The organism is Sulfitobacter sp. W002 (assembly GCF_025142135.1).
GTDB lineage: Bacteria > Pseudomonadota > Alphaproteobacteria > Rhodobacterales > Rhodobacteraceae > Sulfitobacter > Sulfitobacter profundi.
Window position 1 is genome coordinate 2519967 of sequence record NZ_CP081126.1, and the last position, 23197, is coordinate 2543163.

General features: G+C 61.5%; 27 protein-coding genes. 13 read left to right on the forward strand and 14 right to left on the reverse strand.

The window, feature by feature from the left end; translation table 11 throughout:
- Positions 1 to 2: 2 nt before the first annotated feature.
- Both K3758_RS12360 and K3758_RS12365 read left to right on the forward strand, forming a co-directional pair.
- Positions 3 to 1307, forward strand: coding sequence for an FAD-binding oxidoreductase (locus K3758_RS12360; RefSeq protein ID WP_259945363.1), 1305 nt, complete (start codon positions 3 to 5; stop codon positions 1305 to 1307).
- Between the two features lie 215 nt (positions 1308 to 1522).
- Positions 1523 to 2701 carry a DegT/DnrJ/EryC1/StrS aminotransferase family protein gene (locus tag K3758_RS12365; protein ID WP_259945366.1) on the forward strand — a complete coding sequence of 393 codons (1179 nt, stop codon included), beginning with the start codon at positions 1523 to 1525 and terminating at the stop codon, positions 2699 to 2701.
- Between the two features lie 46 nt (positions 2702 to 2747).
- Here K3758_RS12365 and phaR read toward each other — a convergent pair whose 3' ends face one another.
- The 3 genes from phaR to K3758_RS12380 all read right to left on the reverse strand — a co-directional run bounded on the left by phaR (position 2748) and on the right by K3758_RS12380 (position 5841).
- Complete coding sequence (gene phaR, locus K3758_RS12370; RefSeq protein ID WP_259945368.1) at positions 2748 to 3296, reverse strand: polyhydroxyalkanoate synthesis repressor PhaR; 549 nt, start codon at positions 3294 to 3296, stop codon at positions 2748 to 2750.
- A gap of 143 nt (positions 3297 to 3439) precedes the next feature.
- Complete coding sequence (locus tag K3758_RS12375; protein ID WP_067622858.1) at positions 3440 to 3883, reverse strand: phasin family protein; 444 nt, start codon at positions 3881 to 3883, stop codon at positions 3440 to 3442.
- Positions 3884 to 4035: 152 nt separating this feature from the next.
- The gene (locus K3758_RS12380) at positions 4036 to 5841 is read right to left on the reverse strand and encodes an alpha/beta hydrolase (RefSeq protein WP_259945376.1); all 1806 of its coding nucleotides are present in this window, start codon (positions 5839 to 5841) and stop codon (positions 4036 to 4038) included.
- 50 nt (positions 5842 to 5891) lie between these two features.
- Here K3758_RS12380 and phaZ point away from each other — a divergent pair, with 50 nt between their 5' ends.
- Complete coding sequence (gene phaZ / locus K3758_RS12385) at positions 5892 to 7193, forward strand: polyhydroxyalkanoate depolymerase (protein ID WP_259945379.1); 1302 nt, start codon at positions 5892 to 5894, stop codon at positions 7191 to 7193.
- A 9-nt stretch (positions 7194 to 7202) separates the two neighbouring features.
- Here phaZ and K3758_RS12390 read toward each other — a convergent pair whose 3' ends face one another.
- From K3758_RS12390 to K3758_RS12400, 3 genes are all read right to left on the reverse strand, one after another.
- Positions 7203 to 7913, reverse strand: coding sequence for an alpha/beta fold hydrolase (locus K3758_RS12390; RefSeq protein ID WP_259945381.1), 711 nt, complete (start codon positions 7911 to 7913; stop codon positions 7203 to 7205).
- A 142-nt stretch (positions 7914 to 8055) separates the two neighbouring features.
- Positions 8056 to 8808: a carboxylesterase gene (locus K3758_RS12395; protein WP_259945383.1), complete on the reverse strand. Its 753-nt coding sequence runs from the start codon at positions 8806 to 8808 to the stop codon at positions 8056 to 8058.
- Between the two features lie 51 nt (positions 8809 to 8859).
- Entirely contained in the window at positions 8860 to 10146 is a 1287-nt protein-coding gene (locus K3758_RS12400; RefSeq protein WP_259945386.1) for an MFS transporter, read from the reverse strand.
- A gap of 172 nt (positions 10147 to 10318) precedes the next feature.
- On the opposite strand from K3758_RS12400, the gene thrS reads away from it, so the two are divergent.
- From thrS to K3758_RS12425, 5 genes are all read left to right on the forward strand, one after another.
- Complete coding sequence (gene thrS / locus K3758_RS12405) at positions 10319 to 12265, forward strand: threonine--tRNA ligase (RefSeq protein ID WP_259945388.1); 1947 nt, start codon at positions 10319 to 10321, stop codon at positions 12263 to 12265.
- 225 nt (positions 12266 to 12490) lie between these two features.
- Complete coding sequence (locus K3758_RS12410) at positions 12491 to 12793, forward strand: DUF2282 domain-containing protein (protein ID WP_259945390.1); 303 nt, start codon at positions 12491 to 12493, stop codon at positions 12791 to 12793.
- Positions 12794 to 12856: 63 nt separating this feature from the next.
- Entirely contained in the window at positions 12857 to 13702 is an 846-nt protein-coding gene (locus tag K3758_RS12415; RefSeq protein WP_259945392.1) for a DUF692 domain-containing protein, read from the forward strand.
- Entirely contained in the window at positions 13699 to 14457 is a 759-nt protein-coding gene (locus tag K3758_RS12420; protein ID WP_259945395.1) for a DNA-binding domain-containing protein, read from the forward strand. Before K3758_RS12415 ends, K3758_RS12420 begins: the two co-directional genes overlap by 4 nt.
- Complete coding sequence (locus K3758_RS12425) at positions 14454 to 14987, forward strand: DoxX family protein (RefSeq protein WP_259945396.1); 534 nt, start codon at positions 14454 to 14456, stop codon at positions 14985 to 14987. Before K3758_RS12420 ends, K3758_RS12425 begins: the two co-directional genes overlap by 4 nt.
- Here the strand turns inward: K3758_RS12425 and K3758_RS12430 are convergent.
- Positions 14984 to 15304, reverse strand: a complete 321-nt coding sequence (locus K3758_RS12430) for an arsenate reductase family protein (protein ID WP_259950086.1) — start codon at positions 15302 to 15304, stop codon at positions 14984 to 14986. The two genes, K3758_RS12425 and K3758_RS12430, sit on opposite strands and share 4 nt — an antisense overlap.
- A 168-nt stretch (positions 15305 to 15472) precedes the next feature.
- Here K3758_RS12430 and K3758_RS12435 point away from each other — a divergent pair, with 168 nt between their 5' ends.
- The gene (locus tag K3758_RS12435; RefSeq protein ID WP_067262111.1) at positions 15473 to 15679 is read left to right on the forward strand and encodes a cold-shock protein; all 207 of its coding nucleotides are present in this window, start codon (positions 15473 to 15475) and stop codon (positions 15677 to 15679) included.
- Between the two features lie 54 nt (positions 15680 to 15733).
- Here the strand turns inward: K3758_RS12435 and K3758_RS12440 are convergent, their stop codons facing one another.
- The 4 genes from K3758_RS12440 to K3758_RS12455 form a co-directional block, all read right to left on the reverse strand.
- Positions 15734 to 16045 carry a hypothetical protein gene (locus K3758_RS12440; protein WP_259945402.1) on the reverse strand — a complete coding sequence of 104 codons (312 nt, stop codon included), beginning with the start codon at positions 16043 to 16045 and terminating at the stop codon, positions 15734 to 15736.
- An 83-nt stretch (positions 16046 to 16128) separates the two neighbouring features.
- Positions 16129 to 17313 carry a cytochrome P450 gene (locus K3758_RS12445; protein ID WP_259945405.1) on the reverse strand — a complete coding sequence of 395 codons (1185 nt, stop codon included), beginning with the start codon at positions 17311 to 17313 and terminating at the stop codon, positions 16129 to 16131.
- A gap of 42 nt (positions 17314 to 17355) precedes the next feature.
- Positions 17356 to 17835, reverse strand: a complete 480-nt coding sequence (locus K3758_RS12450; RefSeq protein WP_259945407.1) for a dihydrofolate reductase — start codon at positions 17833 to 17835, stop codon at positions 17356 to 17358.
- Positions 17835 to 18668 (reverse strand): thymidylate synthase, encoded by an 834-nt coding sequence (locus tag K3758_RS12455; protein WP_259945410.1) that lies wholly within the window; start codon positions 18666 to 18668, stop codon positions 17835 to 17837. The genes K3758_RS12450 and K3758_RS12455 overlap by 1 nt, the downstream gene beginning before the upstream one ends.
- 258 nt (positions 18669 to 18926) lie before the next feature.
- Here K3758_RS12455 and K3758_RS12460 point away from each other — a divergent pair, with 258 nt between their 5' ends.
- Positions 18927 to 19361 (forward strand): VOC family protein, encoded by a 435-nt coding sequence (locus K3758_RS12460; RefSeq protein WP_067942520.1) that lies wholly within the window; start codon positions 18927 to 18929, stop codon positions 19359 to 19361.
- 151 nt (positions 19362 to 19512) lie between these two features.
- On the forward strand, positions 19513 to 20259 hold the full coding sequence (locus K3758_RS12465) for a DUF1194 domain-containing protein (protein ID WP_259945419.1): 747 nt from the start codon (positions 19513 to 19515) through the stop codon (positions 20257 to 20259).
- Here K3758_RS12465 and K3758_RS12470 read toward each other — a convergent pair.
- From K3758_RS12470 to K3758_RS12480, 3 genes are all read right to left on the reverse strand, one after another.
- Positions 20253 to 20753, reverse strand: coding sequence for a MarR family winged helix-turn-helix transcriptional regulator (locus K3758_RS12470; protein WP_067942516.1), 501 nt, complete (start codon positions 20751 to 20753; stop codon positions 20253 to 20255). The genes K3758_RS12465 and K3758_RS12470 overlap by 7 nt on opposite strands.
- A gap of 84 nt (positions 20754 to 20837) precedes the next feature.
- The gene (locus K3758_RS12475) at positions 20838 to 21104 is read right to left on the reverse strand and encodes a succinate dehydrogenase assembly factor 2 (RefSeq protein ID WP_120351522.1); all 267 of its coding nucleotides are present in this window, start codon (positions 21102 to 21104) and stop codon (positions 20838 to 20840) included.
- Positions 21097 to 21498, reverse strand: a complete 402-nt coding sequence (locus tag K3758_RS12480; protein ID WP_120351523.1) for a helix-turn-helix domain-containing protein — start codon at positions 21496 to 21498, stop codon at positions 21097 to 21099. The genes K3758_RS12475 and K3758_RS12480 overlap by 8 nt, the downstream gene beginning before the upstream one ends.
- Before the next feature lie 85 nt (positions 21499 to 21583).
- Here K3758_RS12480 and K3758_RS12485 point away from each other — a divergent pair, with 85 nt between their 5' ends.
- On the forward strand, positions 21584 to 22786 hold the full coding sequence (locus tag K3758_RS12485; RefSeq protein ID WP_259945430.1) for a pyridoxal phosphate-dependent aminotransferase: 1203 nt from the start codon (positions 21584 to 21586) through the stop codon (positions 22784 to 22786).
- Between the two features lie 9 nt (positions 22787 to 22795).
- Positions 22796 to 23197 (forward strand): hypothetical protein, encoded by a 402-nt coding sequence (locus tag K3758_RS12490; protein ID WP_259945432.1) that lies wholly within the window; start codon positions 22796 to 22798, stop codon positions 23195 to 23197.

Below are 23197 nucleotides of genomic sequence, written 5' to 3' on the forward strand. Positions count from 1 at the left end.
CGATGAACCTGCTTTACGCCAACGACACGCCCGGCCAGTATCCCACCAGCTGGTACGCCGCCACCGCCACGAAGCACCGGGCCCACCCGCCGCTTCAGGGCGACACCAAAGCCGATGTCTGTGTCGTTGGCGGGGGCTATACCGGCCTTTCGGCTGCGCTGCATCTGGCCGAGGCGGGTTATGACGTGGTGCTTTTGGACGCGCAGCGCGTGGGCTTTGGCGCGTCGGGCCGCAACGGCGGGCAGTTGGGGTCGGGCCAGCGGGTTGAGCAAGACGGTCTGGAGAAAATGCTGGGCCAAGCGCATGCCACCAAGCTCTGGGAGATGGGGCAAGAGGCCAAGGCGCTGGTCAAATCGCTGATCGAAAAGCATGAGATCGACTGCCACCTGAAACCCGGTGTGGCATGGACCGGGTCAACCGCCTCTGACGTGCGGCATCTGCACGACTATGCAGAGCATCTGCAAAAGCACTACGGCTATGATGAGATCGAGGTGCTGGATCACGCCGCGCTGCAAGAGGTCTGCCCCTCGCCCGACTACAAGGGCGGTGTGCTGGATATGGGCGCGGCGCATCTGCATCCGCTGAACTATGCGCTTGGCCTTGCCCGCGCCGCCGCCGCCGCGGGGGTGCGCATTCATGAGACAAGCCCCGCCGAGAATATCGTCGAAGGCAGCAAGGCGATTGTGCAGACCGCCACCGGCAGCGTCACCGCCGACCATGTGGTGCTGGCCTGCAACGGCTATCTGGGCAAGTTGAACGGCGACGTGGCCGCGCGGGTCATGCCAATCAACAACTTCATTGCCGCCACCGAACCCTTGGGCGACCGCGTAAATGACGTGCTGCCGCGCGACGTGGCCGTGGCTGACAGCCGGTTCGTGGTGAATTACTTTCGGCTGTCGCACGACGGGCGGCTGCTTTTCGGGGGCGGCGAAAGCTATGGCTACCGGTTCCCGCAGGACATCGCCGCCAAGGTGCGCAAACCGATGTCGCAGGTCTTTCCGCAGTTGAGGGATGTGAAGATCGACTATGCTTGGGGCGGCACCCTGGGCATCACGATGAAGCGCCTGCCCTATGTCGCGCGGCTGGCGCCGAACATCTTATCGGCTTCCGGCTATTCTGGCCACGGGGTCGGCACCGCGACCCATGCGGGCTATCTGATGGCCAAGGCGATCGAGGGCGATGCTGCTGGTTTCGACACGATGGCCGCGATCCCGACGCAGGCATTTCCAGGTGGCGCCTCTCTGCGCAGCCCGCTTCTGGTGCTGGCCATGCTTTGGTATGCGACGCGGGATCGGCTGGGTCTTTGACTTCTCCAGCGTGAGCGGCAATGGCGGGGGGCTCGTTTTGGGCGGGCCTTTGAAAAGCGGGGGCGCTGCCCCCATCGCGCCGGGGGCGCGATTCCCCCGCGGGTATTTGAGAAAGAATGAAGGAAGAACTGGGGTGCGGGTTGCGCTGGTCTTCTCTTGGCCTGCGCGGCGCGTTGTTTTACAATTCTGGAAATCATTATTCAGGATTTTGAAATATGGCTTTGCCCGACATGCACCGCGCCGAACCTATTCCCGCTGAAGCCGAGGCCGCCATTGCGGCGCTTTTGCAAAGCGGTGATCTTTTTCGCTACACCGCAGCAAAGGACGCGCCTGTTTCCTTGCTGGAGGTCGAATTCGCGCAGATGATGGGCAGCGAATATGCGCTGGCCGTTTCTTCATGCTCTGCCGCGCTGTTTCTGTCGTTGCTCGCCTTGGACCTTCCGAAAGAGGCGTCGGTGCTGATCCCCGGGTTCACTTTCGCCGCCGTGCCCTCTGCGGTGATCCACGCAGGCTACAAGCCGGTGCTTTGCGAGGTGGGCGAGAATTACCGCGTCGATCTTGCGGATTTCGCCGCCAAATTGCCCGGTGTTCAGGCCGTGATTATCAGCCATATGCGCGGGCACACTTCGGATATGGATGCGATCATGGCGCTTTGTGAGGCCGCCGATGTGGCGGTGATCGAAGACGCCGCCCATTCACTGGGAACGCTTTGGCAGGGGCGAAAGATTGGCACGATTGGCAAAATCGGCTGTTTCTCTTTTCAGTCCTACAAGATGATCAACGCCGGCGAAGGGGGCATCCTGATCACCGATGATGCCGATCTGGTGGCGCGCGCCATCATCATGTCGGGCGCCTATGAGCATAATTGGAAGAAACACGCAGCCCTGCAAGACAGCTTTGCCAAATGGCAGAACCGGCTGCCGCTTTACAATCTGCGCATGTCGAACCTATCGGCGGCGATCATCCGTCCGCAATTGTCGCATCTGCCGCGCCGGGTGGCGGATGGGCTGCGCAATCATGATCACATGGCCGCGCGGCTGGCGACCTCACCGTTGATCGAGGTGCCAAGCCCCCTGCCCGGAGAGACCCGCGCGCCGGATTCGATCCAGTTCAATCTGGTCGGTCTGCCCGATGCCACGATCCGCGCCTTCGCCGCGGCGGCTGAAGCGACGGGTGTGAAGGTGCAGGTCTTTGGCCAGAGCACCGATAACGCCCGGGCTTTTTGGAACTGGCAATTCATCGAAGACCTGCCTGACCTGCCGCGTACCCGCGCCATGTTGATGCGGGCCTGTGACGTGCGCCTGCCGGTTCAGTTGACGCTGGATGAGATCGACGCTGTGGCGGATGTGATCTTGGCGGCGCTGGCCGATGTGGCGGATGCGCAGGCTGCATAGGGTGCACCGAAAGGAGGGAGCGCAGGGCTCCCTCTCCGGGGGTGGGTCAGTTCAGCTTTGACAGTTTGTCTTGCAATTCGGCCAACTGCTTTTTGATCGCATCCAGATCGTCGCCCTGTTCGGCCTGCGGCTTGGGTGGTTCCGGTGCGGTCGATTTGGCCCAGCCCCCTGTCATCGCTTTCATGAAGGCTTCTTGCTGCGCCTGCATCGCTTCCATGCCGGGCATTTTGGCCATCGGGTTCATCGCGCTCATGTTTTCGACCACTTTGCTCTGCCCATCGCGGAGCATGTCGAAAGAGGCCTGCAAGAACTGCGGCACCACCGAAACATTGCCCGACATATAGCTGCGGACCAAATCGGTGAGCACATCGACCGGCAAGACGGCTTCGCCCCGACTTTCGTGTTCGGCGATGATTTGCAACAGATATTGCCGTGTCAGGTCATCGCCAGACTTCAGGTCGACGATCTGAACCTCACGGCCATCGCGGATGAAACCGGCGATATCCTCCAAGGTGACGTAATCGCTTGTTTCGGTATTGTAGAGCCTGCGGCTGGCATAGCGTTTTATCAGCAAGGGCTTCGGTTTGTCCGCCATGATGTTACTCCCGACCAGTGGTGCTGCATCGCAGCTTAGGACAGGGATCGGCAAATAGAAAGAGCGCATGACAAAAGGGCAGGCCCGATTGGACCTGCCCTTTTTCTAGGCATCATGCCGAGAAGATAAAACCGACGGGCGGTTTATTTCACGGTGGATTTCTTGGCAGCAGCCTGAGCGTTCTCGGCTGTCTTGGTCGCTGCGGCAGTCGCGTCGCTCTGGAACTCTTTGCCAGCCGACATCATCAGCTCGACAGTGTCCATCTGCACCTTTTTCGCAATCTCGGCGAAGGCGGCCATATGCTCGGCCGCGGATTCAGCGGAGGCGGAAGCGAAATCGGTCATCGCTTTGGCGTAGTCTGTGGGCTCGGCTTTGACTTTGGTCATCTCGGTCAGGCGGGACAGAGTTTCTTTGGTCCAGGCGGTGGAGATATCAGCCGATTTTTCAGCCGCGTCAAAAGCAACGCCCGAGAGTTTCTCGTTCAGGGAGGCGGTGTTTTTGAATGCGTCTTGCATGGCGGCGTTATCCACGGGGAAAGCGCCCATAATGTCTTTGAACATCGCGGTCATGTCAGGTGTCTTGGTCATGTCTCAATCCTTTTACTGCTGCTGTGGCAAGGGAGCGGGAAGACCCGTCCGTTTCGCGTCTGACCACAATATAGATGCCGCAGTGCAGCATTTCAAGGTTTTTTCTGCATTGCAGCATAAGCTACCTAGCGCGCCAAGATTACGTAAGGTAATCAGTCATTTGCCTTGCGAGCCACATAGGCGCCCGGCGCGTCGCCAAGTACCTCGCGGCCATCATCGCCGGGAAAGCGCGCGGGAATCATAGTGCCTGCACGTTTGACCAGCCACTTGCCCCACCGCGGCCACCATGATCCTTCGTGATAAGCTGCGGCCTCGCGCCAAGCTGCGTAATCTTGACTAAGATCACCGTTCACATAGTGGCCGTATTTATTGCGGCTGGGCGGGTTCACGATACCCGCGATATGGCCTGATTGCGCCATGATAAAGGTCTTGTCCTTCGAGCCCATCTGCTGCACGCCGCGGTAGCAGTCTTTCCACGGCGCGATATGGTCGGTCTCGCAGGCCACAGCGCAGAGCGGCACTTCGATATCGTCGAGAGTCAGCCGCTCGCCCAGCAGTTTATACCCGCCCTCGGCTAATTCATTCCGCTGGCACAGGCCGCGCAGATATTGCATCGCCATTTGCCCCGGCAGATTGGCCCCGTCCCCGTTCCAATAGAGCAGATCAAAGGCCGGTGGGGTCTCGCCCATCATATAGCTGCGCACGGCGGGGCCATAGACCAGATCGTTGGAGCGCAGAAAAGAGAATGTCCGCGCCATGACCACGGAGGGCAGGATGCCCTTGTCCGCCGTCTCGGCCTCGATCCCGTCGATGAAGTCATTGGTGAGGAAGGGCTGGAATTCGCCCTGATCCGAGAAATCGGTGAGCGCGGTGAAGAAGGTCGCGGATTTGATCGATGTGTCGCTGCGTTTTTTCAACAGCGAGAGCGTCAGCGCCAGCGTGGTGCCCGCAATACAATAGCCGACGACATTCACGCGCTTTTCATCCGTGATCGCCTTCACCTCTTCAATCGCGGCGAGGTAGCCTTCTTCGACGTAATCCTCCATGCCGATCTGGGCATAGCTGACATCGGGGTTCACCCATGAGACGACGAACAGCGTGTGCCCCTGATCGACAAGCCATTTGACAAGGCTGTTCTGCGCCGTGAGGTCGAGGATGTAGAACTTGTTGATCCATGGCGGGAAGATCAGCAGCGGGGTCTTGTGCACCTCTTCGGTGCTGGGCGTGTATTGGATCAGCTCGAACATGCGGTTGCGAAACACCACCTTGCCGGGCGTGGTGGCGATGTTACGGCCCAACTCGAAGGCGCTGTCATCCGCCAGTTTAACGACCAACTCGCCGTTGTTGGCCTCCAAATCAGCGATCAGGTTTTCCAGCCCCTTTACAAGGCTCTCGCCTTCGGTCTCTACCGCGCGCTCCAAAACATCGGGGTTGGTGGCAAGGAAATTGGTCGGCGACATCATCGCGATGATCTGCTGGCTGAAATAGACCAGCCGCTTCTTCTCGGCCGGGTCCATGTCTTGGGCGTCTTCGACCGCTTGGCGCAGCGCTTCGGCGTTGATCAGATACTGCTGTTTGATGAAGTTGAAATAGGGATGGGTTTGCCACAGCGGATTGGCAAAACGTTTGTCGGTGGGCGCCTCCCCCTCGACCGGGGCCAGCCCGCCCTTGGCCAGCGCCTGCTGCGCCTCGACGAAATGGGCGACCGATTTGGTCCAATAGCCCATCTGATGCTCCATCAAACGGGCCGGATTTGTCATCGCCTCGGCCCAGTAAGACTGTGCTGCTTTCGCGAAAAGCTGTTGGTTCGGCCCGTCCAACGCGGGCTGATGGCCCTCGCGCTGCGACATCACGCGGGTCAGGCGCTTACTTAATTCTTCAACCTTTTTCAGGTTTTGCGCCATACGAGACAGGGCTTGAGGCTCAGTGAGCTCGGGATTTTCGGATTCTGTTGTCATCTTAACCCTTACCTCCTATCTTTGCAGGTGCAGCATAAAGGAGCCCCCACATGCGCTATATGGCCACCTACGACATGATGGAGTCCATCCGGAATACCAATCAATGGCTCGGCGCTTCGGCGCTTGCTATGGCATCCTACCCGGCTTTCTCTCTGTTTCCAAACCCTGCGATGGAATGGCTCGCCGCATGGGGCGAAGTGACGGAGCGTAGTTTCGCCCGCATGGTCGTGAAGCCCGATTGGGACATCCCCCCGGTGGTCGGTCCCACAGGCCAAGATTGTCTGGTCAGCATCGAGCCGGTGATGGAACGCCCCTTTGGCGATCTGCTGAAATTCTCGGTCCAAGGCCGCAAAGAGACGGGCCGCAAGGTTCTGCTGGTTGCGCCAATGTCCGGTCATTATGCCACGCTCCTTCGGTCCACCGTGATCTCCCTGCTGCCTGATTGCGACGTCTATGTGACAGACTGGCACAATGCGCGTGATATTCCAGTTAGCGCAGGCAAATTCGACATCGAGGATTATACGCTCTACCTCGTTGATTTCATGCACCACCTTGGCCCCGACACCCATGTGATCGCGGTCTGTCAGCCCGCCCCGCTGACCTTGGCCGCCACCGCCTATCTGGCCGAAGAAGCGCCCGAAGCGCAGCCGCGCACACTGACGCTGATCGGCGGGCCGATCGATCCTGATGCCACGCCGACGGATGTGACCGACTTTGGCCATAGCGTGACCATGGGCCAGCTTGAGCAGATGATGATCCAGCGGGTCGGCTTTAAATACGCGGGCGTGGGCCGCAAGGTCTATCCCGGTCTATTGCAACTGGCGTCGTTCATTTCGATGAACAACGACACCCACCGCGATGCCTTTACCAATCAGATCACCCGCGTGGCGCAAAAAGCGGCGCATGAGCATGACAAACACAACAAATTCTACGACGAATACCTCGCCGTGATGGACATGCCGGCGGAGTTCTACCTCTCGACCGTGCAGCGCGTGTTCAAGGAACGCGAGATCGCGCGGAACGTCTTTACCGTGGCGGGCCGTCAGGTCGATATCGGCAAGATTACCACGGTGGCGGTCAAAACGGTTGAGGGCAGCAAGGACGACATTTCGGCCCCCGGCCAGTGCATTGCCGCTCTTGATCTGCTGACCGGTCTGCCGGATTCCAAAAAGGCCAGCCATCTCGAAGATGGGGCGGGCCACTACGGGATCTTCGCGGGCAAAAGCTGGCGCAACAATATCCGGCCCTTGGTGCTGGACTTTATCGATGCCAACAATGGCCAGGCCGAGCCGAAAACGCCCGAGTCTCAGAAATCCGCGCCCAAGAAGACCGACAAACCGGCAGCGGCCTGAGCCGCCGCCCTATTGCAGCACCAGAGGTTGATGCCGCCAGTTGCGCAGCGCGGCGGTTGTGGCCTCTGGTGCCTCTAGGCTGGGCCAATGGCCTGCATCCTCCAGCACCGTCAGCTTGGCGTAGGGGATCATCTCGGCCATGAAGGCGTGGCGTTTGACGGGGCAGAGCATGTCATGCTCCCCACAAAGCACCAGTGCCGGCACCTTGCATTTGCGCAGCACCGCTTGCTGGTCCCGCCGCCGTTGCAGAGCACGAGACTGGCGCACAAAGGTATCGCCGCCCAGTGTCTCGGCCATCTCCATCGCCCGGGTCAGCACCTCGCCCCGCCCCTTGCCGGGGGCGAGAAAGCCCGAGGCCATCCGCGCCTGCATCGCCTCCCCCAGCTTGCCGGATTGCGCCATGATGATCTGCGGCTCCCGGTCCGCGGCGATGGCGGGCAGTTCGGCCAGCACCTGCGTCGCCAGCAAGGCAATGCGGCTGATCCGGTCGGGGGCGCGACGCAAAAGCTCCAGCGCCACCACACCGCCCATGCCCTGCCCCACCAACGCGAAACGCGGTGGCAGTTGATCCAAAAGGCCCGAGGCGATCTCTTCGATCCGTTCCCCTTGGGTGATCGGAGCCAGCACCACCGTGCTGCGTGGGGAGAGCGCTCGGACCTGTGGCGTAAAGACACGGGCATCGCACATCATGCCGGGCAGCAGAACAAGCGGCTCAGCCATTGCGCAGGCTCCGCTGCGGTATGCGGTTGAAATGACGTGGTTTCATGCCGTCCCCCTTGGGTTTGGCGGTCTCTTAGCATGGGTGGTTTGGGGGGGCATCGGGGGCGCGACCTTATCGGCGGTTCCATGCCCGCGCCTCGGGTCAGCCCTCTTTGCCGGAAACCTCGTTAATCGCCGCGACGATCATCGCCAGACAGCGCGCGTCTGAGAAGCGGTGATCGGCGTCCTTGACCAGCGTCAGTTGCATATCGGGGCTCTGCGCGTGCTCCAGCAGCCGCACCGCCGTGGCCGTGCTGACGGCCGTATCGGCCGTGCCCTGCAGCAGCCGCACGGGGAACGGCAAGTCGAGCGCATCCCGCAGCACCAGCCGCTTGCGCCCATCCTCGATCATGCGGCGGGTGATGACATAGGGCTCCATATAGTCCGACGGCAGTTCGACCTGCCCGACCTCTGCCAACGTCTGTTTCTGCGCCTCGGTGAAGTTCGCCCAATAACCGTCTTCGGTAAAATCAGGTGCGGCGGCGATGCCGACCAGCCCGGCAATGCGCTCTGGCAGGTGCCGGGCCAAAAGCAGCGCCTGCCAGCCACCCATAGACGACCCCACGACGATCAGCGGTCCCTCGGTCAGCGCTGCGACTGCGGCCAGCGTATCTTCGTGCCAATCGCCGATGCAGCCTTCGGTGAAGCTGCCCGAGGATTCCCCGTGGCCGGAGTAGTCGAACCGCAGAAACGCCCGGCCCTCGGCCCGCGCCCAGTCTTCGAGATAGACCGCCTTAGTCCCCATCATGTCGGACTTCAGCCCGCCCAGAAACACCACGCAGGGCCCCGCCCCTTCGGTCTTGTGATAGGCGATGCGCCGCCCCTCTGGGGTGTCGATGAATTTGCTGTCTGACATGCTGCCTCCGTCTTTGGCCCAATCATGGGCATCGCCGCGGATGAGGGCAAGTCAGTCCTCGGAAAGATGCTCAACCTCCGGCAGCCAATGGGCCAGAACCGCGGCGGCGACCGCCATCACGGCAAAGAGCATCAGCGTCGCCTGCGCGCCGATCAGCGCAGCACCACCGCCCAGCACCCCGGCCAGCACCAAAAGCAGCCCGATCACCGTATTGCTCACGGCGGCATAGGCGGCGCGCTGGTCTTTCGGGGCCATGTCGACCAGGTAGGTCGAGCGCCCCTGCCGTACGCCGTGATAGGCGATCATCAGGATAAACAGCACGCCGGGCATCGCCCAGACGGCTTGCGCCAAGCCAAGAAACCACAGCCCCACCGCAAGCGCCATCGCCAGTGCGCCGACGATGCCTGTCAGCATCAGCACCCGGCGGCTCGACATATCTGACAGCCGCCCCCAGACATAGGAGCTGACCAAGGACGCCAATGCCGAGGCCAGCACCAAAGCGCCCAACTGCCCCAACTGCCCGCTCTCCGACGATCCGGCCAGCACCACCAGATAGGGCGGCGCAAGGGCGGTCGACACCAAAAGCCCGCGCACCAGAATGAACAGCCACAGGTCGCGATTGCCGCGCAGCAGTTGGAAATCCACGCCATTGTTTTTTTCGGTCTCGCTCGGCGTCTCTTTGATCGTCGAGAAGAGCAGCGCCGCCGCGACCCAAAGCCCTGCCGCCAGCGCAATCGCCACCACCACGACACCGCGGCTTTGAAACAGGCCCGACATCAAAAGCCCGGCAAAGATCACCACCCCGACCGAGGATACGGACCCCGCCAGGCCGGTCACCGATCCACGCCGGGTTTTGCCCACGGTCTTGCCCAGAATTTCCTTGAACGACACCGAACAGGCGGCGCGGCAAACGGCCAGCAGCGCGAGGGCGGCGCAGATGGCATAGCCCGCCGTGGCCCCTTCAAGGCTCAGCGCGGCAAGGGCGATCAGCGCCGCCGCCACGCCCTGCCCGACCGAGCCCCAGACCCAAGCCCATTTGCGCCGCGCCATGCGCTGCACCACGCCCGCCAGCGCGATCTGCGGCAAAAGCGATCCGGCCTCACGGATCGGCACCAAGGCCCCCGCAAAGACCGCAGGCGCGCCGAGGGCACTCAGCAGCCACGCCAACACCAGCTTGGGATCAATCAGCCCATCGGCCACTTTGGTCATCGACAACGACAGGATATGGCGCAGCCCATTGCGCGCCTCGGCCCGCTGCGCCTTGTCGTCCAACCCCGGTGCCGGGTCATCCGCCCCCGAAATCGTCTCGAAAGCGCGCTGCGCCGTGTCGTCTTGCATGTGACCCATCCTTGTTGTTGCCCGCCTGACATAGCGCGCCACCGCGGGGTCGCAACTTCCCCGCACAAGCTCTGCTTGCATTGACAAGACGCCCCCGCCCCGCCACATAGGCGCAACACATAACCCGCAACCGGGCGTCTCGTAGGCGCCAAACCGACGAGGAGCGCCCAAGATGGCCCAAATCTCCCTCACCCTTCCCGATGGCAATAGCCGCCAATATGACGCCGGTATCACCGCTGGCGAAGTGGCCGCCGACATCTCAAAATCCTTGGGCAAAAAGGCCATCAGCGCCACTGTCAACGGCGCACATTTCGATCTGGCGTGGCCGATCGAAGCGGACGCCGACATTGCGATCCACACCATGGCCGACGAAGAACAGGCCAATGAACTGGTGCGCCACGATCTCGCGCATATCATGGCCCGCGCCGTGCAGGAAATCTGGCCCGACACCAAAGTGACCATCGGCCCGGTGATCAAAGACGGCTGGTACTACGACTTTGACCGCAAAGAGCCCTTCACCCCAGAAGACCTCGGTGCGATCGAAAAGAAGATGAAAGAGATCATCAACAAACGCGACGCCGTCCGGACCGAGGTTTGGGACCGCGCCCGCGCGATCAAGCACTACGAAGACTTGAACGAGCCCTATAAGGTCGAGTTGATCAACGCGATCCCCGGCGACGAGCCGCTGCGCATGTATTGGCACGGCGATTGGCAAGACCTCTGCCGTGGCCCACACCTGCAGCACACCGGCCAAGTGCCGGGCGATGCGTTCAAGCTGATGTCCATCGCCGGTGCCTATTGGCGCGGCGACAGTGACCGCGCGATGCTGCAGCGCATCTACGGCGTGGCCTTCACCGGCAAGGAAAAGCTGCGCGCGCATCTCAACATGCTCGAAGAAGCCGCCAAGCGTGACCACCGCAAGCTGGGCAAAGAGATGGGCCTGTTCCACATGCAGGAAGAGGCGCCCGGCCAAGTCTTCTGGCACCCCAACGGCTGGCGCATCTACACCACCCTGCAGGACTACATGCGCCGGATGCAAGACCGCGACGGCTATGTCGAGGTGAACACTCCGCAGGTCGTGGACCGCAAGCTTTGGGAAAAATCCGGCCACTGGGACAAGTACCAGGAGAACATGTTCATCGTTGAGGTCGATGAGGAGCATGCCCGCGAAAAGGCGGTGAACGCGCTCAAGCCGATGAACTGCCCCTGCCACGTGCAGGTGTTCAACCAGGGCCTGAAATCCTACCGCGACCTGCCGCTGCGCATGGCCGAATTCGGATCCTGCGCGCGCTATGAGCCTTCGGGGGCGCTGCACGGCATCATGCGGGTGCGCGGCTTTACCCAAGACGATGGGCATATCTTCTGCGCCGAGGATCAGATCACCTCAGAAACCGCCAAGTTCATCGCCTTTCTGTCGAAGGTCTATGCCGACCTCGGGTTTGAGAACTGGACCATCAAGCTCTCCACCCGCCCCGAAAAGCGGATCGGTTCCGATGAGACATGGGACAACATGGAGCAGGCGCTTGGCGATGCCTGCAAGGCCGCGGGCTATGACTTTGAGGTTCTGGAGGGCGAAGGCGCTTTCTACGGGCCGAAGCTGGAGTTCACTCTGACCGACGCCATCGGGCGCAACTGGCAATGCGGCACCCTACAGGTCGATGCCAACCTGCCCGAGCGGCTGGAGGCAAGCTTCATCGGGCAGGACGGCAACAAGCACCGCCCTGTGATGCTGCACCGCGCCACCTTGGGCAGCTTCGAGCGTTTCATCGGCATTCTGATCGAGGAACACGCTGGCAAACTGCCCTTCTGGCTCGCTCCGCGGCAAGTCGTCGTCGCCTCCATCACCTCCGAAGCGGATGACTATGTCGCCGAGGTCGTCGAGACCCTTAAGGCCGCTGGCGTCCGCGCCGAGGCGGATATGCGCAACGAGAAGATCAACTACAAGGTCCGCGAGCATTCGCTGGGCAAGGTGCCGGTGATCCTCGCCGTGGGCGCGCGCGAAGTTGAAGAGCGTACCGTTTCAGTGCGCCGTCTGGGGCAAAAGCAAACGTCGGTTCAGCCGCTCGATGCGCTCACCGCCGAACTGGCGCAGGATGCGACCCCACCTGACCTGCGCTAACAGCGTGTAACAAAACTGCGCTCCGGCGGCCTCAGGGGCAATTCGCCCCCCTGCCCGCCGGAGCGCTTTTGTAACAATCATTCCCTTCCTGCGCGGGAAGGTTACAATTTTCGCTAGTTTTCCGCGTGATTTCTGACGGGACCGTGACACACTCCCTCGTGACTGGCTTGTGAGGAAGCAGGCTGCTCTAGTAAACTTGTTCAAACCATCAGGAAGGAAACGACAATGTCCACCACACTCAAAACCGCCGCCATCGCAGGGGCCGTCGCCGCCGCGCTGAGCAGCCACGCCACCACCGCTACCGCCGCTTCGCAAGAGAAATGCTTTGGCGTTTCGCTGGCCGGTGAGAACGACTGCGCAGCGGGCCCCGGCACCACCTGCGCGGGCACCTCTGTGACCGATTACCAAGGCAACGCATGGACCCTTGTCGACGCAGGCACCTGCGCCGAGATCGACCTGCCCGACATGGCAGACGGGACCGAGCGGACCGGCTCTTTGGAAGCGCTCGACCGCGACCTGCCCGCTTAATCTATAGCGTTCCGGGCGGCATCCCCGCCCGGAACCCCGCCCCGCAACATGCCGGAGGCCGATATGCGCGACGATACCCCCCCTGTTACAACGCTGCCCAATGCCCCCGGCGTCGGATTTAAATCTCGACATTTCGATGGCTTGATGGCCGATCCTGGCCCGGTCCGCTGGATCGAGGTGCATGCCGAAAACTACATGGGCGACGGTGGCCGCCCCCATGCGCAGCTGCGCGCCTTGCAAGACCGTTTCGCCCTGTCGGTCCATGGTGTCGGCCTGTCGATCGGCGGCGAAGGGCCGCTGGACACGGCCCATCTGGCACGGCTCAAAACCCTCTGTGACCGGACGCAGCCCGCGTCTTTCTCCGAACATCTGGCGTGGTCGACCCATGGGATGGAGTATCTCAACGATCTCCTCCCGCTGCCCTACACCGAGGAAACGCTGACCCGCGTGGCGTCACATATTAACCAAGTCCAAGACGTCTTGGGTCGGCAAATGCTGCTGGAAAACCCCTCCAGCTACCTCGCGTTCGCGGAATCTGACTTGTCTGAAACGGACTTTTTGGCCGAGATTATAGCGCGTACCTCCTGCGGTCTCTTGCTGGATGTCAATAATGTCTTCATTTCGGCCACCAATCTCGGGCTGTCAGCACAGGGCTACATCGACGCCTTCCCAACTGACCATGTGGGCGAGATTCATGTGGGCGGTCATGATAATGACACCGACGATCACGGCGCGCCGCTTTTGATCGACAGCCATGGCAAACCGGTCGTCGATCCTGTTTGGGAATTGCTAAGCTACACGCTGGCCCAAACTGGGCCAAAGCCGGTGCTGGTCGAGTGGGACAATGACGTGCCCGACTGGCCCGTCCTACGGGCCGAAGCCACCCGCGCCGCTGAGGTGCTGGTGTGACCGACCAACACAGCTTTCGCGCGGCCCTACTTGATCCGTCACGGTCTGCACCCGATGGGCTGCGCGATGGCCGGGGGCAACCGGCGGGTGCGCGCTATGGCGTTTATCGCAACAACGTCACGCATTCCCTGATCGCCGCGCTCGAAGTGGCCTTTCCCCTTGTGCGCAAGCTGATCGGCGCCCGCAACTTTGCCGAATTGGCCCCGCTCTACGTCCGCGCGCATCCGCCGACATCCCCGATGATGATGCACTACGGCACGGATTTTCCCGTCTTTATCGCGGCTTTCGCCCCTTTGGCCAAGATTGGCTACCTCGCCGATGCGGCACGGCTCGACCTCGCGCTGCGTGCCTCCTATCACGCAGCCGACGCGGCTCCGCTTGATCCGAAGGTCTTCGAAACGCTTGGTCCCGACGCATTGATGGGGGCAAGGCTCACCATCGCGCCCGCGACCCGCGTCTTGCGGTCAGACTGGCCGCTTTTTGACATCTGGCGCTATAACTTCACCGAGGACGCGCCCAAGCCCCGCAGCGCAGCGCAGGATGTGATAATCACCCGCCCCGCCTATGATCCCGCGCCGCATCTGCTGCCGCCCGGAGCGGCACTATGGCTATCCCACCTTGCCGACGGCTTGCCCTTCGGGGCGGCCCATGACGCCACGGTGGGCGCCCAGCCCGCGTTTGACCTCGCAGCCGCACTAGCCCTCGCCCTGAGCCACGGTGTCTTCAGCGCAATTTCCGTGGAGGGCAGTAAATGACCCGGCTTCTTACCCTATACCGCAACGCCGCCGACCGTCTGGAGCGGGCCGACTGGCTGCTTCCGACCCTCGCCCGATTCCTCTTTGCCGCGGTATTGCTGGTCTATTTCCTGAATGCCGGGTTGACCAAACTCGGGCCCGGCCCCTTAGGCATTTTTACCCCATCCACCGGAGCCTATGCGCAAATCTTCCCCCGCGTGTTTGAGGCGGTGGGCTATGACAGTGACGCGCTTGGAGTGTTCCATTGGCTCGTCGTCGTCGCCGGAACGGTGGCGGAATTTATCTTGCCGCTGCTCATCGTCTTTGGCCTGCTGACCCGACTGGCGGCACTGGCGATGGTCGGCTTTGTCGTGGTGCAATCCCTCACCGATCTTTACGGCCATGGCAGCGCGCTTGGCACGTGGTTCGACCGCTTTCCCGATGCCCATATCCTTGACCAGCGGGCGCTCTGGGTGTTCTTGCTTTTGGTACTCGTCGTCAAAGGTGCCGGCCCGTTGTCACTGGACCGACTGATTACAGGCCGAGGTTAAAGCATCGCATGAACGTCGGCCTCTATCTCTTTGTTCCAACCGAGAAATAGCTTGTCACCCACCGAGATCAGAGGCCGTTTCATCAGCGCTGGATGAGCTTCTATCAGGGCGAGCGGGGCCTGCTTGCGCGCCTCTTCATCCAGCTCCCGCCAAGTGGTGGAGCGGGTGTTGAGCAAGGCCGCGCCAAATTGCTCATGGGCCTGCGCCAAAACCGCCCCCGGCACGCCCGCCTCCCGAACATCGACTAACTCCGCCTCTGGCAGCGCCTTTTTCGCCTTGCGACAGCTGTCACAGTTTTTCAGCCCATAAATTAGCACATCCGTCTCCCTCAGCCACGCGATCGCGCCCCCAATTGCGGGTTTCGCACCTGATCGCTTGATTTTTTCCAAGTCCGCGCGATCTTTCTCTTATGGCGGGTCGCAATTCAATCGCTTTCGCCATTCTGCTCGACGCAGAGACGCAAAGACAAAGGAGGCGCGGAGATTATGCCAACGGGCACCGTGAAATGGTTTAACACCACCAAAGGCTACGGGTTCATCGCCCCCGAGAGCGGCGGTAACGATGTATTTGTTCATATTTCGGCGGTCGAACGCTCTGGCCTGACCGGCTTGGCGGACGATCAAAAGGTCAGCTACGAGCTGACCGAAGGACGCGACGGTCGGCAGATGGCCACCGATCTCGCCCTGCTCTAGCCATAAAATCGCAAAAGAACACCCGGCGTCCCGCGCCGGGCGTTGCTTGAGAGCTCACTGATACGAACAGCCCTTTGCCCCGACCGGGCAAGGCACACGGGCTGAACGGCGCAGTGTCACCGTGCGGTGCGAGTGGCGATGGCGGTGACGGTGGACCACCGGATGCGCTTTGACCTCTGCATAGGTCATGGGCTGGTTCGGTGTCCCGCAGCCAATAGCGCCGCCAAGCGTCACCGGCTGTAGCCCAGCTGGGCAATAATTCGCGCTGCTAGGATAGGCATAGACCTTTGGCTCGGCCGAGACCTGACCGGCCAAGCCCGCAGAAAGCAGCCCTATCGCCGCTGCAATAGCTGTCGTTAGACGCATGATAATCCTCGCAATTATATACAATATGAACGAAGATTGCCGGGGCGCATACATCAAGTCCAGTCTTTTATGGCAGTGCGTCTTTAACTTAACCGCGCCGGAAGCGTCGCATAGCCATGAAAACGGATGCGCTCGCCACCCTGACGCGCCGCGCTGATTTCATAGTCCGGGTAACGGTTCAGAAAGCGTTGGAGGGCGATTTTTCCTTCCATCCGTGCCAAGGTCAGCCCCACGCAGACATGCGGACCACCGGCAAAGGCCAGATGCCGATTGGGTTTGCGCCCGATATCAAATTTCGTCGGATTCTCAAATACTTCCGGGTCGCGGTTGGCCGCTCCGATGCAAAGATGCAGGTTGGTCCCCGCGGCAATCTCCACCCCGCCGATCGTGACGAAGGCCGTGGTTTCGCGGTTGCCGAACTGGTTGGGCGAGCGAAAGCGCAGCACCTCTTCGATACAGGGACCGATCAGCGCGGGTTCCGCCAGCAATCGCGCCTTTTGATCCGGGTGGTCATGCAGCAGCGCGAGGGCGCTGCCGATCAGGTTGGTTGTCGTCTCATGGCCCGCGTTGAGAATAAAAATGCAGTTTTGAATCAACTCGATCTCGGTCAACTGCCCGCCGTCATCTCCGGCAATGAGCCGCGTCAGCACGTCGGTTTCAGGATCCCCCGGCTCAGCCCGGCGCCGGGCGATGAGGTCTTGCAGATAGGCTTTGAACGCGCGCACAGCAGTATTGCCCGCCTCCAACTCCGCGTCGCTCAAGGTAGGCTCTAGCGCGCCGAGGATCGCCAGTGACCAGTCCCGAAGGGGGCCGCGTTCTTCCATCGGCACATCCAGCAGGTTGCCGATAATCTGCACCGGAATGCAACTGGCATAGTCCTCGATTAGGTCCGGCGTGGGGCCCAGCCTTTCCAGCAGACGGTCTACCGTGTCGATCAGCCCCGGCTCCATCCGTGCCAGCGCCTTGGGCGTCAGGGCCGATGTCATAATCCGCCGCACGCGGGTGTGCAACGGTGGGTCATTGAACACGAGGCTTGTGGTGTGGTGCTCAAACAGAGGGCTGCCGGGGCCGAATTTCGGCGCGAAGGCCTGCTTTTTGTCCGAGATATAAAGCCTGGTGTCGCGGTAAATCGCGTTCAGGTCCGCGTGGCGGCAGATCAACACAGAGCCATCGGGCTGGCGCAGCACCGGGGTCTCGCGCAGCAGGCGGTCGTAATGGGGGAATGGGTTTTCGACAAACCCCTCAGGTGGTGCGGACAGATCAAACATAGGCCGCAGTGATGCGCGGCGCGCGGCCTATGTCAATGGCTGTCAGCGGCGGCGCAACCACTCCCGCGCGATGGCGCGCGGGCCCGTCGCGCGCAGGCAAAGATTGCCAAGCTCGATCCATTCTTCGGGGTCAAACTCGGGGAAAAATGCGTCTGCCGCGTCGATTTCCACGTCGACTTCGGTCACCAAGAGCCGATCCGCCAAGGGTAGAAGCGCGCGATAGATGCCTTCGCCGCCGATGCCGTAGACCCGGCGACACCCCTCAGCCGCGCAATGACCCAAGGCCGCCTGCGGGTCGCGCGCCACATGGGCGCCCTCAATATCGGTGCTGGAGACCACGCAATTCAAACGGTTTTTCAAGGGCTTGAACGGCAGGCTTTCCCATGTGCGGCGCCCCATGATGATGGCACCGCCGGTGGTTTCGCGCTGAAAGAATTTCAGGTCTTCGGGCAGCGACCAAGGGATATCCCCGTCTTTGCCAATGGCGCCATTGCGGGCGCGGGCGACGATCAGGCTCAGCATCAGACGGCCACCGGCGCTTTGATAGCTGGGTCGGGGTCATAGCCTTCGAAGGTGAAATCCTCGTAGCGGAAATCAAAGATCGAGCTCACCTCGCGGTTGATCCGCAGCTTTGGCAGCGGCTTGGGGGTGCGCGCAAGTTGGGTCTGCACCTGTTCCAGATGGTTGGAATAGATATGCGCGTCGCCCATCGAATGCACGAAATCGCCCGGCGCGTAGCCGGTGACATGGGCCAACATCTCCAGCAGCAGCGCGTAGGAGGCGATGTTGAACGGCACGCCAAGGAACATATCCGCCGAGCGTTGGTAAAGCTGCAAATGCAGCTTGCCGCCCGCGATGCGTACCTGCCACAGCGTATGGCAGGGCGGCAGCGCCATCTGATCTACCTCGCCGGGGTTCCACGCCGAAACGATCAGCCGGCGGCTGTCGGGGGTCTTGCGGATCGCCTCGACCAGCTTGGCGATTTGGTCGACTTGACCGGCCTGATGCAGCACCGTCCCATCGGGCTGCGGCATCGGCTCACCCACCATCGGAAAACGCCGCCATTGATGGCCATAGACCGGGCCGAGGTCACCGTTCTCATCGGCCCATTCGTCCCAGATGCGGACGCCATTTTCCTTGAGGTAGCCGATATTCGTGTCGCCAGAGAGGAACCACAAAAGCTCATGCACGATGGATTTCAGATGCAGCTTCTTCGTCGTCACCAGCGGGAAGCCATCGGCCATCCGGTAGCGCTGTTGCATCCCGAAATGAGAGATCGTCCCCGTTCCCGTGCGGTCGGTCGAGGTCACCCCCTGCTCCAGCACTTCGCGCAGCGCATCATGGTACTGTTTCACGCAGGCCCCCGTTATCCGTGACATTTGTCTTTGCATACCCTTCCGCGCCGCGCGCCTCAAGGCGGGCTTTGCGGGGGCAATCGCCTGACAATGCCGTTGCCGCCTTTGACACCGGTGGTTTCGCGCCTAAACTCTCTATCAAAGCGCGGCGGGCATATTTTGCCGCCTCCCGTTTTGTGACGACTTTTTGACGACGAATTTTCGGCCCGAACAGGGTGTTCTAACCTTGTCCCAAGCGGCCCAACTGAAGGAAAACCGATGCCCATCAAATACTTGCACACAATGGTGCGCGTGAAGGATCTGGACGCCTCTATCGCATTTTACAAACTTCTGGGCCTTGTGGAACGGCGCCGGATCGACAACGATGGGGGCCGTTTCACGCTGGTTTTCCTCTGCCCGCCGGGCATGGACGATGGCCATGCGGATGTGGAGCTGACCTATAACTGGGACGGCGATGACGCGCTGCCCAGTGACAGCCGCCATTTCGGCCACCTCGCCTATACGGTTGAGAATATCTATGAGACCTGCCAGCACCTGCAAGACAACGGCGTGACTATCAACCGCCCGCCGCGCGACGGGCGCATGGCCTTTGTCCGCTCGCCCGACAATATCTCGGTCGAACTGCTGCAAGAGGGTGACGCCCTGCCCGCGCAGGAACCTTGGGCCAGCATGGAAAACACCGGTCATTGGTAAGGCTCTGCATCACTGCCCTGCTGGCGCTGATGCTCGCGCCCATGGGCGCAGCGCGGGCGGCCCTTTTTCGGCTCGCGCGGCGTCCGGTGCGTGATGTGCCCTCTTCGGTCGCCCCCAAGGGGGTGCCGCCGAGGCTAAGTGGATCGCTGGGATGATCCGCGCGGCCCTCGCCCTCTTTCTCACGATCACTGCCATCCCATCGGCCGAGGCCGCTTGTCGGCAGGCGCTCGCCTTGGGGCTGGATGTCTCTGGTTCGGTCGATGCGCGAGAGTATCGGTTGCAAATCGGCGGTTTGGCCGACGCGCTGAACGATCCGCGTGTGCGGGACGCCCTGCTGGCGCTGCCGGAGCATGGCGTCGACCTGATGATCTATGAATGGAGCGGGTCCAGTGATCAGACGGTGATCTTGCCTTGGACCACGTTGAGCAACGCGGCGGCGCTTGAGGGGGCCATCGCACTTTTGCGCAGCACCGAGCGGCGCGAGGCGTCTCCCGGCACGGCATTGGGGGATGCGATGCAGTTTGGCGCGCGCCAGTTGGCGACGCGCGCCGCCTGCCAGAAACACACGCTGGATATCTCGGGCGATGGCATCTCGAACTTCGGGCCGCGGCCCCGGGATATACGCGACAGGTTGCACGCGCAGCCCCTTGGGCCGCAGGAGCTGACCATCAACGGTTTGGTGATCGGCGCGGAAGACCCAGCCCTTGGTGACAGTCGGCAGGCCGAGATCGGCGCGCTGGCGTCATACTACCGGGCCGAAGTCATGCTCGGCCCCGGCGCATTCGTTGAGGCCGCTGAGGGGTTTGAGGACTACGCCCGCGCCATGACCCAAAAGCTCTTGCGGGAAGTGGAGGGGAGGGTCTACTCCCACCTCATCCCCCCTGGCCGCGATCAGTAGATATAGCGGATCTGATCCGTCCAATACCGCTCCATCCGTTTGAGAGAGCGGGTGATATCTTCGATCCCTGCATCGCCCAGCACACCCTTGTTTTCCATTCCATCGGCATGGCGCGAGAAAAGCTCGGCCACCACATCGCGGATATAGCGCCCCTTTTCGGTCAGCCGAACGCGGACGGACCGGCGGTCAATCTCGCAGCGCTGGTGGTGCATATAGCCCATTTCGACCAGCTTCTTGAGGTTATAGCTGACGTTGCTGCCCTGATAGTAGCCGCGGCTTTTCAGCTCGCCCGCGGTCACCTCGTTATCGCCGATGTTGAACAAAAGCAGCGCCTGCACGGCGTTGATCTCTAACACGCCGACACGTTCGAATTCGTCCTTGATCACGTCCAGCAGCAAGCGGTGCAACCGCTCGACCAAGGACAGGGACTCAAGATAGCCTGCCATAAAACCCTTTATGGCCATCGGCTGCGCAGCGGGGTCTTGAATGCTCATGCGAAATCTCCGGTTCACCTCGTTCGAACCGGAAACTCGCTGAAAAATCAGAATAATTCGTTAAACCCTTTCGGGTTTTTTGAATCAGCCCCGCGCCTCGGCCAATTGCCCGCGGATATCTGTGACCAATGCCGCATATTCGGCGGGGGCGTCGGCCTGTCCGCTGACCCAAAGATAGAGGTCGTGGTCATTCTCATTGAGCATCTGATCATAGAGCGTGAGCCCCGCGTCATCCATCTGCGGCAGCCGCGCCTCGGCATAGGCCGATAGGATCAGGTCCATCTCTTTGATGCCCCGGCGCATGGAGCGCATTTGCAGGCGTTTCAACCGGTGTTCATGGACCTCAGGCATCCGCGGGCTCCGTCATAAGGCGCCGAATGCGCTTTTCCATTTTGCCGACAGTCTCGGCCTTTTTCAGCAGGTCGGTGCGCAGGGCGCGCATGTCGGCCAGCACTTCTTCCAGATCGACGCGCCGCGCGGTTTCGCCCGCTTCGGGGGCATCGACCCCCTCGCCTTCGCCATTGATCAACCACATCATCGAGACATTCAAAAGCCCCGCCAGCATCGAAAGCCGGTTGGCGCGCGGCTCAGACAGATCGTCCTCCCAGCCGCGCAGGGTGGACAGACGCACGCCCAGCCGTTTGGCCAGCATCGCCTGTGTCATGCCGGTCTGTTCGCGGGCCGCCGCGACCCGGTCACCAAAGGTGGCGGCCTCGGGGCCGTACCAGTCAATCTCGTCGGTCATGCTTTATCTCCTGCCAGACACCCTTGCCGGGTGCGGGGCCGCCCCCTATGAACGTGGGGATATTCATAAGCAATCCGAGGCTGAAATGGAACTGCTGTCCGCGACCCTTGATCGGGTCAAACCGTCGCCCACCATCGCCGTCTCCACCAAGGCCGCAGAACTCAAGGCCGCGGGGCGCGACATTATCGCACTTGGCGCGGGCGAGCCGGACTTTGACACGCCGCAGAACATCAAGGACGCTGCAGTCGCCGCGATCAACGCAGGCAAGACGAAATACACCCCCGTGGATGGCATCCCCGAGCTGAAACAGGCGATCTGCGCCAAGTTCAAACGCGACAACGGGCTGGATTACACCCCCGCGCAGGTCAGCGTCGGGACGGGCGGCAAGCAGATCCTCTATAACGCGCTGATGGCCACGATGAACCCCGGCGAAGAGGTCGTGATCCCCGCGCCCTATTGGGTTAGTTATCCCGATATGGTGCTGCTCGCAGGCGGCACCCCGGTGATTGCCCCCGCCACGCTCGAGAATAACTTCAAACTGACCCCCGAGGCGCTGGAAGAGGCGATCACGCCGAAGACCAAATGGTTCATCTTCAACTCGCCCTCGAACCCCACCGGGGCGGGCTATAGCCGCGACGAGTTGAAGGCCCTGACCGATGTGCTGATGCGCCACCCGCATGTCTGGGTGATGAGCGACGATATGTACGAGCACCTCGCCTATGACGGCTTCGCGTTCTGCACCCCGGCTGAGGTGGAACCCGCGCTTTACGACCGCACGTTGACGGTCAACGGCGTCTCGAAAGCCTACGCTATGACCGGCTGGCGCATCGGCTATGCCGCGGGGCCAGAAAAGCTGATCGGCGCGATGCGCAAGATCCAGTCGCAAAGCACGTCGAACCCCTGTTCGGTCAGCCAGTGGGCCGCGGTTGAGGCGCTGAATGGCACGCAGGATTACATCGCTGAGAACAACGAGATGTTCGTGCGCCGCCGCAATCTGGTGGTGGAGATGCTTTCGGCCATTGACGGCATCACCTGCCCCACGCCCGAGGGGGCCTTCTACGTCTATCCCTCCATTTCAGGGCTGATCGGCAAGACCTCAGCGGCAGGCACCAAGATCACAGATGATGAAACCTTCGCCACCGCCCTGCTTGAGGAAACCGGCGTTGCGGTCGTCTTTGGCGCGGCCTTCGGTCTTTCGCCGAATTTCCGCGTCAGCTACGCTACGTCTGACGAGGCGTTGAAAGAGGCATGCACCCGCATCCAAACCTTCTGTGCCGGGCTGACGTAAGGGCGAACCATGGCAGGCGATCTTCCCGACTATTACTTCAGGGTCCGCGAGAATGGCGCGGCGGTGTTTCGGCTGGATGCTGAAAACCGCCAACGCCGGATTGAGATGGAGCAGATCGCCGTCGTCAACATCCGCAACGGTGAGGTAAAGCCCCATGGGCAGCACCATCTGACCGAAGCCGATAAGTCCGAGATCGCCCGCTGGACAAAGGCGCGCCGCGAAACCCTTGCCGCACGGGAGATTGACGACATCCGCCGCGCGGTGGATCACCTGAACCTCACCACGCAATGGGCACAATCGCGCGCCACGGATGCCGAGTTGGATGCGGTGACGGATGACTTGTTGTTAGCAATGCACGACCTGCGCAGCACGCTGGTGCGTAAAAAGGCGGATCGGATGGATCGGGGCTGA

Bases quoted from the DNA above. Each gene is read 5' to 3' on its own strand.
- K3758_RS12475 (WP_120351522.1), bottom strand. From the start codon at position 21,104: ATGCCTGAGGTCCATGAACACCGGTTGAAACGCCTGCAAATGCGCTCC.
- K3758_RS12395 (WP_259945383.1), bottom strand. From the start codon at position 8,808: ATGTCAGACAGCAAATTCATCGACACCCCAGAGGGGCGGCGCATCGCC.
- K3758_RS12480 (WP_120351523.1), bottom strand. From the start codon at position 21,498: ATGACCGACGAGATTGACTGGTACGGCCCCGAGGCCGCCACCTTTGGT.
- K3758_RS12425 (WP_259945396.1), top strand. From the start codon at position 14,454: ATGACCCGGCTTCTTACCCTATACCGCAACGCCGCCGACCGTCTGGAG.
- phaZ (WP_259945379.1), top strand. From the start codon at position 5,892: ATGCGCTATATGGCCACCTACGACATGATGGAGTCCATCCGGAATACC.
- K3758_RS12485 (WP_259945430.1), top strand. From the start codon at position 21,584: ATGGAACTGCTGTCCGCGACCCTTGATCGGGTCAAACCGTCGCCCACC.
- K3758_RS12360 (WP_259945363.1), top strand. From the start codon at position 3: ATGAACCTGCTTTACGCCAACGACACGCCCGGCCAGTATCCCACCAGC.
- K3758_RS12470 (WP_067942516.1), bottom strand. From the start codon at position 20,753: ATGAGCATTCAAGACCCCGCTGCGCAGCCGATGGCCATAAAGGGTTTT.
- K3758_RS12380 (WP_259945376.1), bottom strand. From the start codon at position 5,841: ATGACAACAGAATCCGAAAATCCCGAGCTCACTGAGCCTCAAGCCCTG.
- K3758_RS12390 (WP_259945381.1), bottom strand. From the start codon at position 7,913: ATGGCTGAGCCGCTTGTTCTGCTGCCCGGCATGATGTGCGATGCCCGT.
- K3758_RS12460 (WP_067942520.1), top strand. From the start codon at position 18,927: ATGCCCATCAAATACTTGCACACAATGGTGCGCGTGAAGGATCTGGAC.
- K3758_RS12410 (WP_259945390.1), top strand. From the start codon at position 12,491: ATGTCCACCACACTCAAAACCGCCGCCATCGCAGGGGCCGTCGCCGCC.
- K3758_RS12400 (WP_259945386.1), bottom strand. From the start codon at position 10,146: ATGCAAGACGACACGGCGCAGCGCGCTTTCGAGACGATTTCGGGGGCG.
- K3758_RS12450 (WP_259945407.1), bottom strand. From the start codon at position 17,835: ATGCTGAGCCTGATCGTCGCCCGCGCCCGCAATGGCGCCATTGGCAAA.
- K3758_RS12375 (WP_067622858.1), bottom strand. From the start codon at position 3,883: ATGACCAAGACACCTGACATGACCGCGATGTTCAAAGACATTATGGGC.
- phaR (WP_259945368.1), bottom strand. From the start codon at position 3,296: ATGGCGGACAAACCGAAGCCCTTGCTGATAAAACGCTATGCCAGCCGC.
- K3758_RS12365 (WP_259945366.1), top strand. From the start codon at position 1,523: ATGGCTTTGCCCGACATGCACCGCGCCGAACCTATTCCCGCTGAAGCC.
- K3758_RS12435 (WP_067262111.1), top strand. From the start codon at position 15,473: ATGCCAACGGGCACCGTGAAATGGTTTAACACCACCAAAGGCTACGGG.
- K3758_RS12445 (WP_259945405.1), bottom strand. From the start codon at position 17,313: ATGTTTGATCTGTCCGCACCACCTGAGGGGTTTGTCGAAAACCCATTC.
- K3758_RS12415 (WP_259945392.1), top strand. From the start codon at position 12,857: ATGCGCGACGATACCCCCCCTGTTACAACGCTGCCCAATGCCCCCGGC.
- K3758_RS12490 (WP_259945432.1), top strand. From the start codon at position 22,796: ATGGCAGGCGATCTTCCCGACTATTACTTCAGGGTCCGCGAGAATGGC.
- K3758_RS12465 (WP_259945419.1), top strand. From the start codon at position 19,513: ATGATCCGCGCGGCCCTCGCCCTCTTTCTCACGATCACTGCCATCCCA.
- thrS (WP_259945388.1), top strand. From the start codon at position 10,319: ATGGCCCAAATCTCCCTCACCCTTCCCGATGGCAATAGCCGCCAATAT.
- K3758_RS12440 (WP_259945402.1), bottom strand. From the start codon at position 16,045: ATGCGTCTAACGACAGCTATTGCAGCGGCGATAGGGCTGCTTTCTGCG.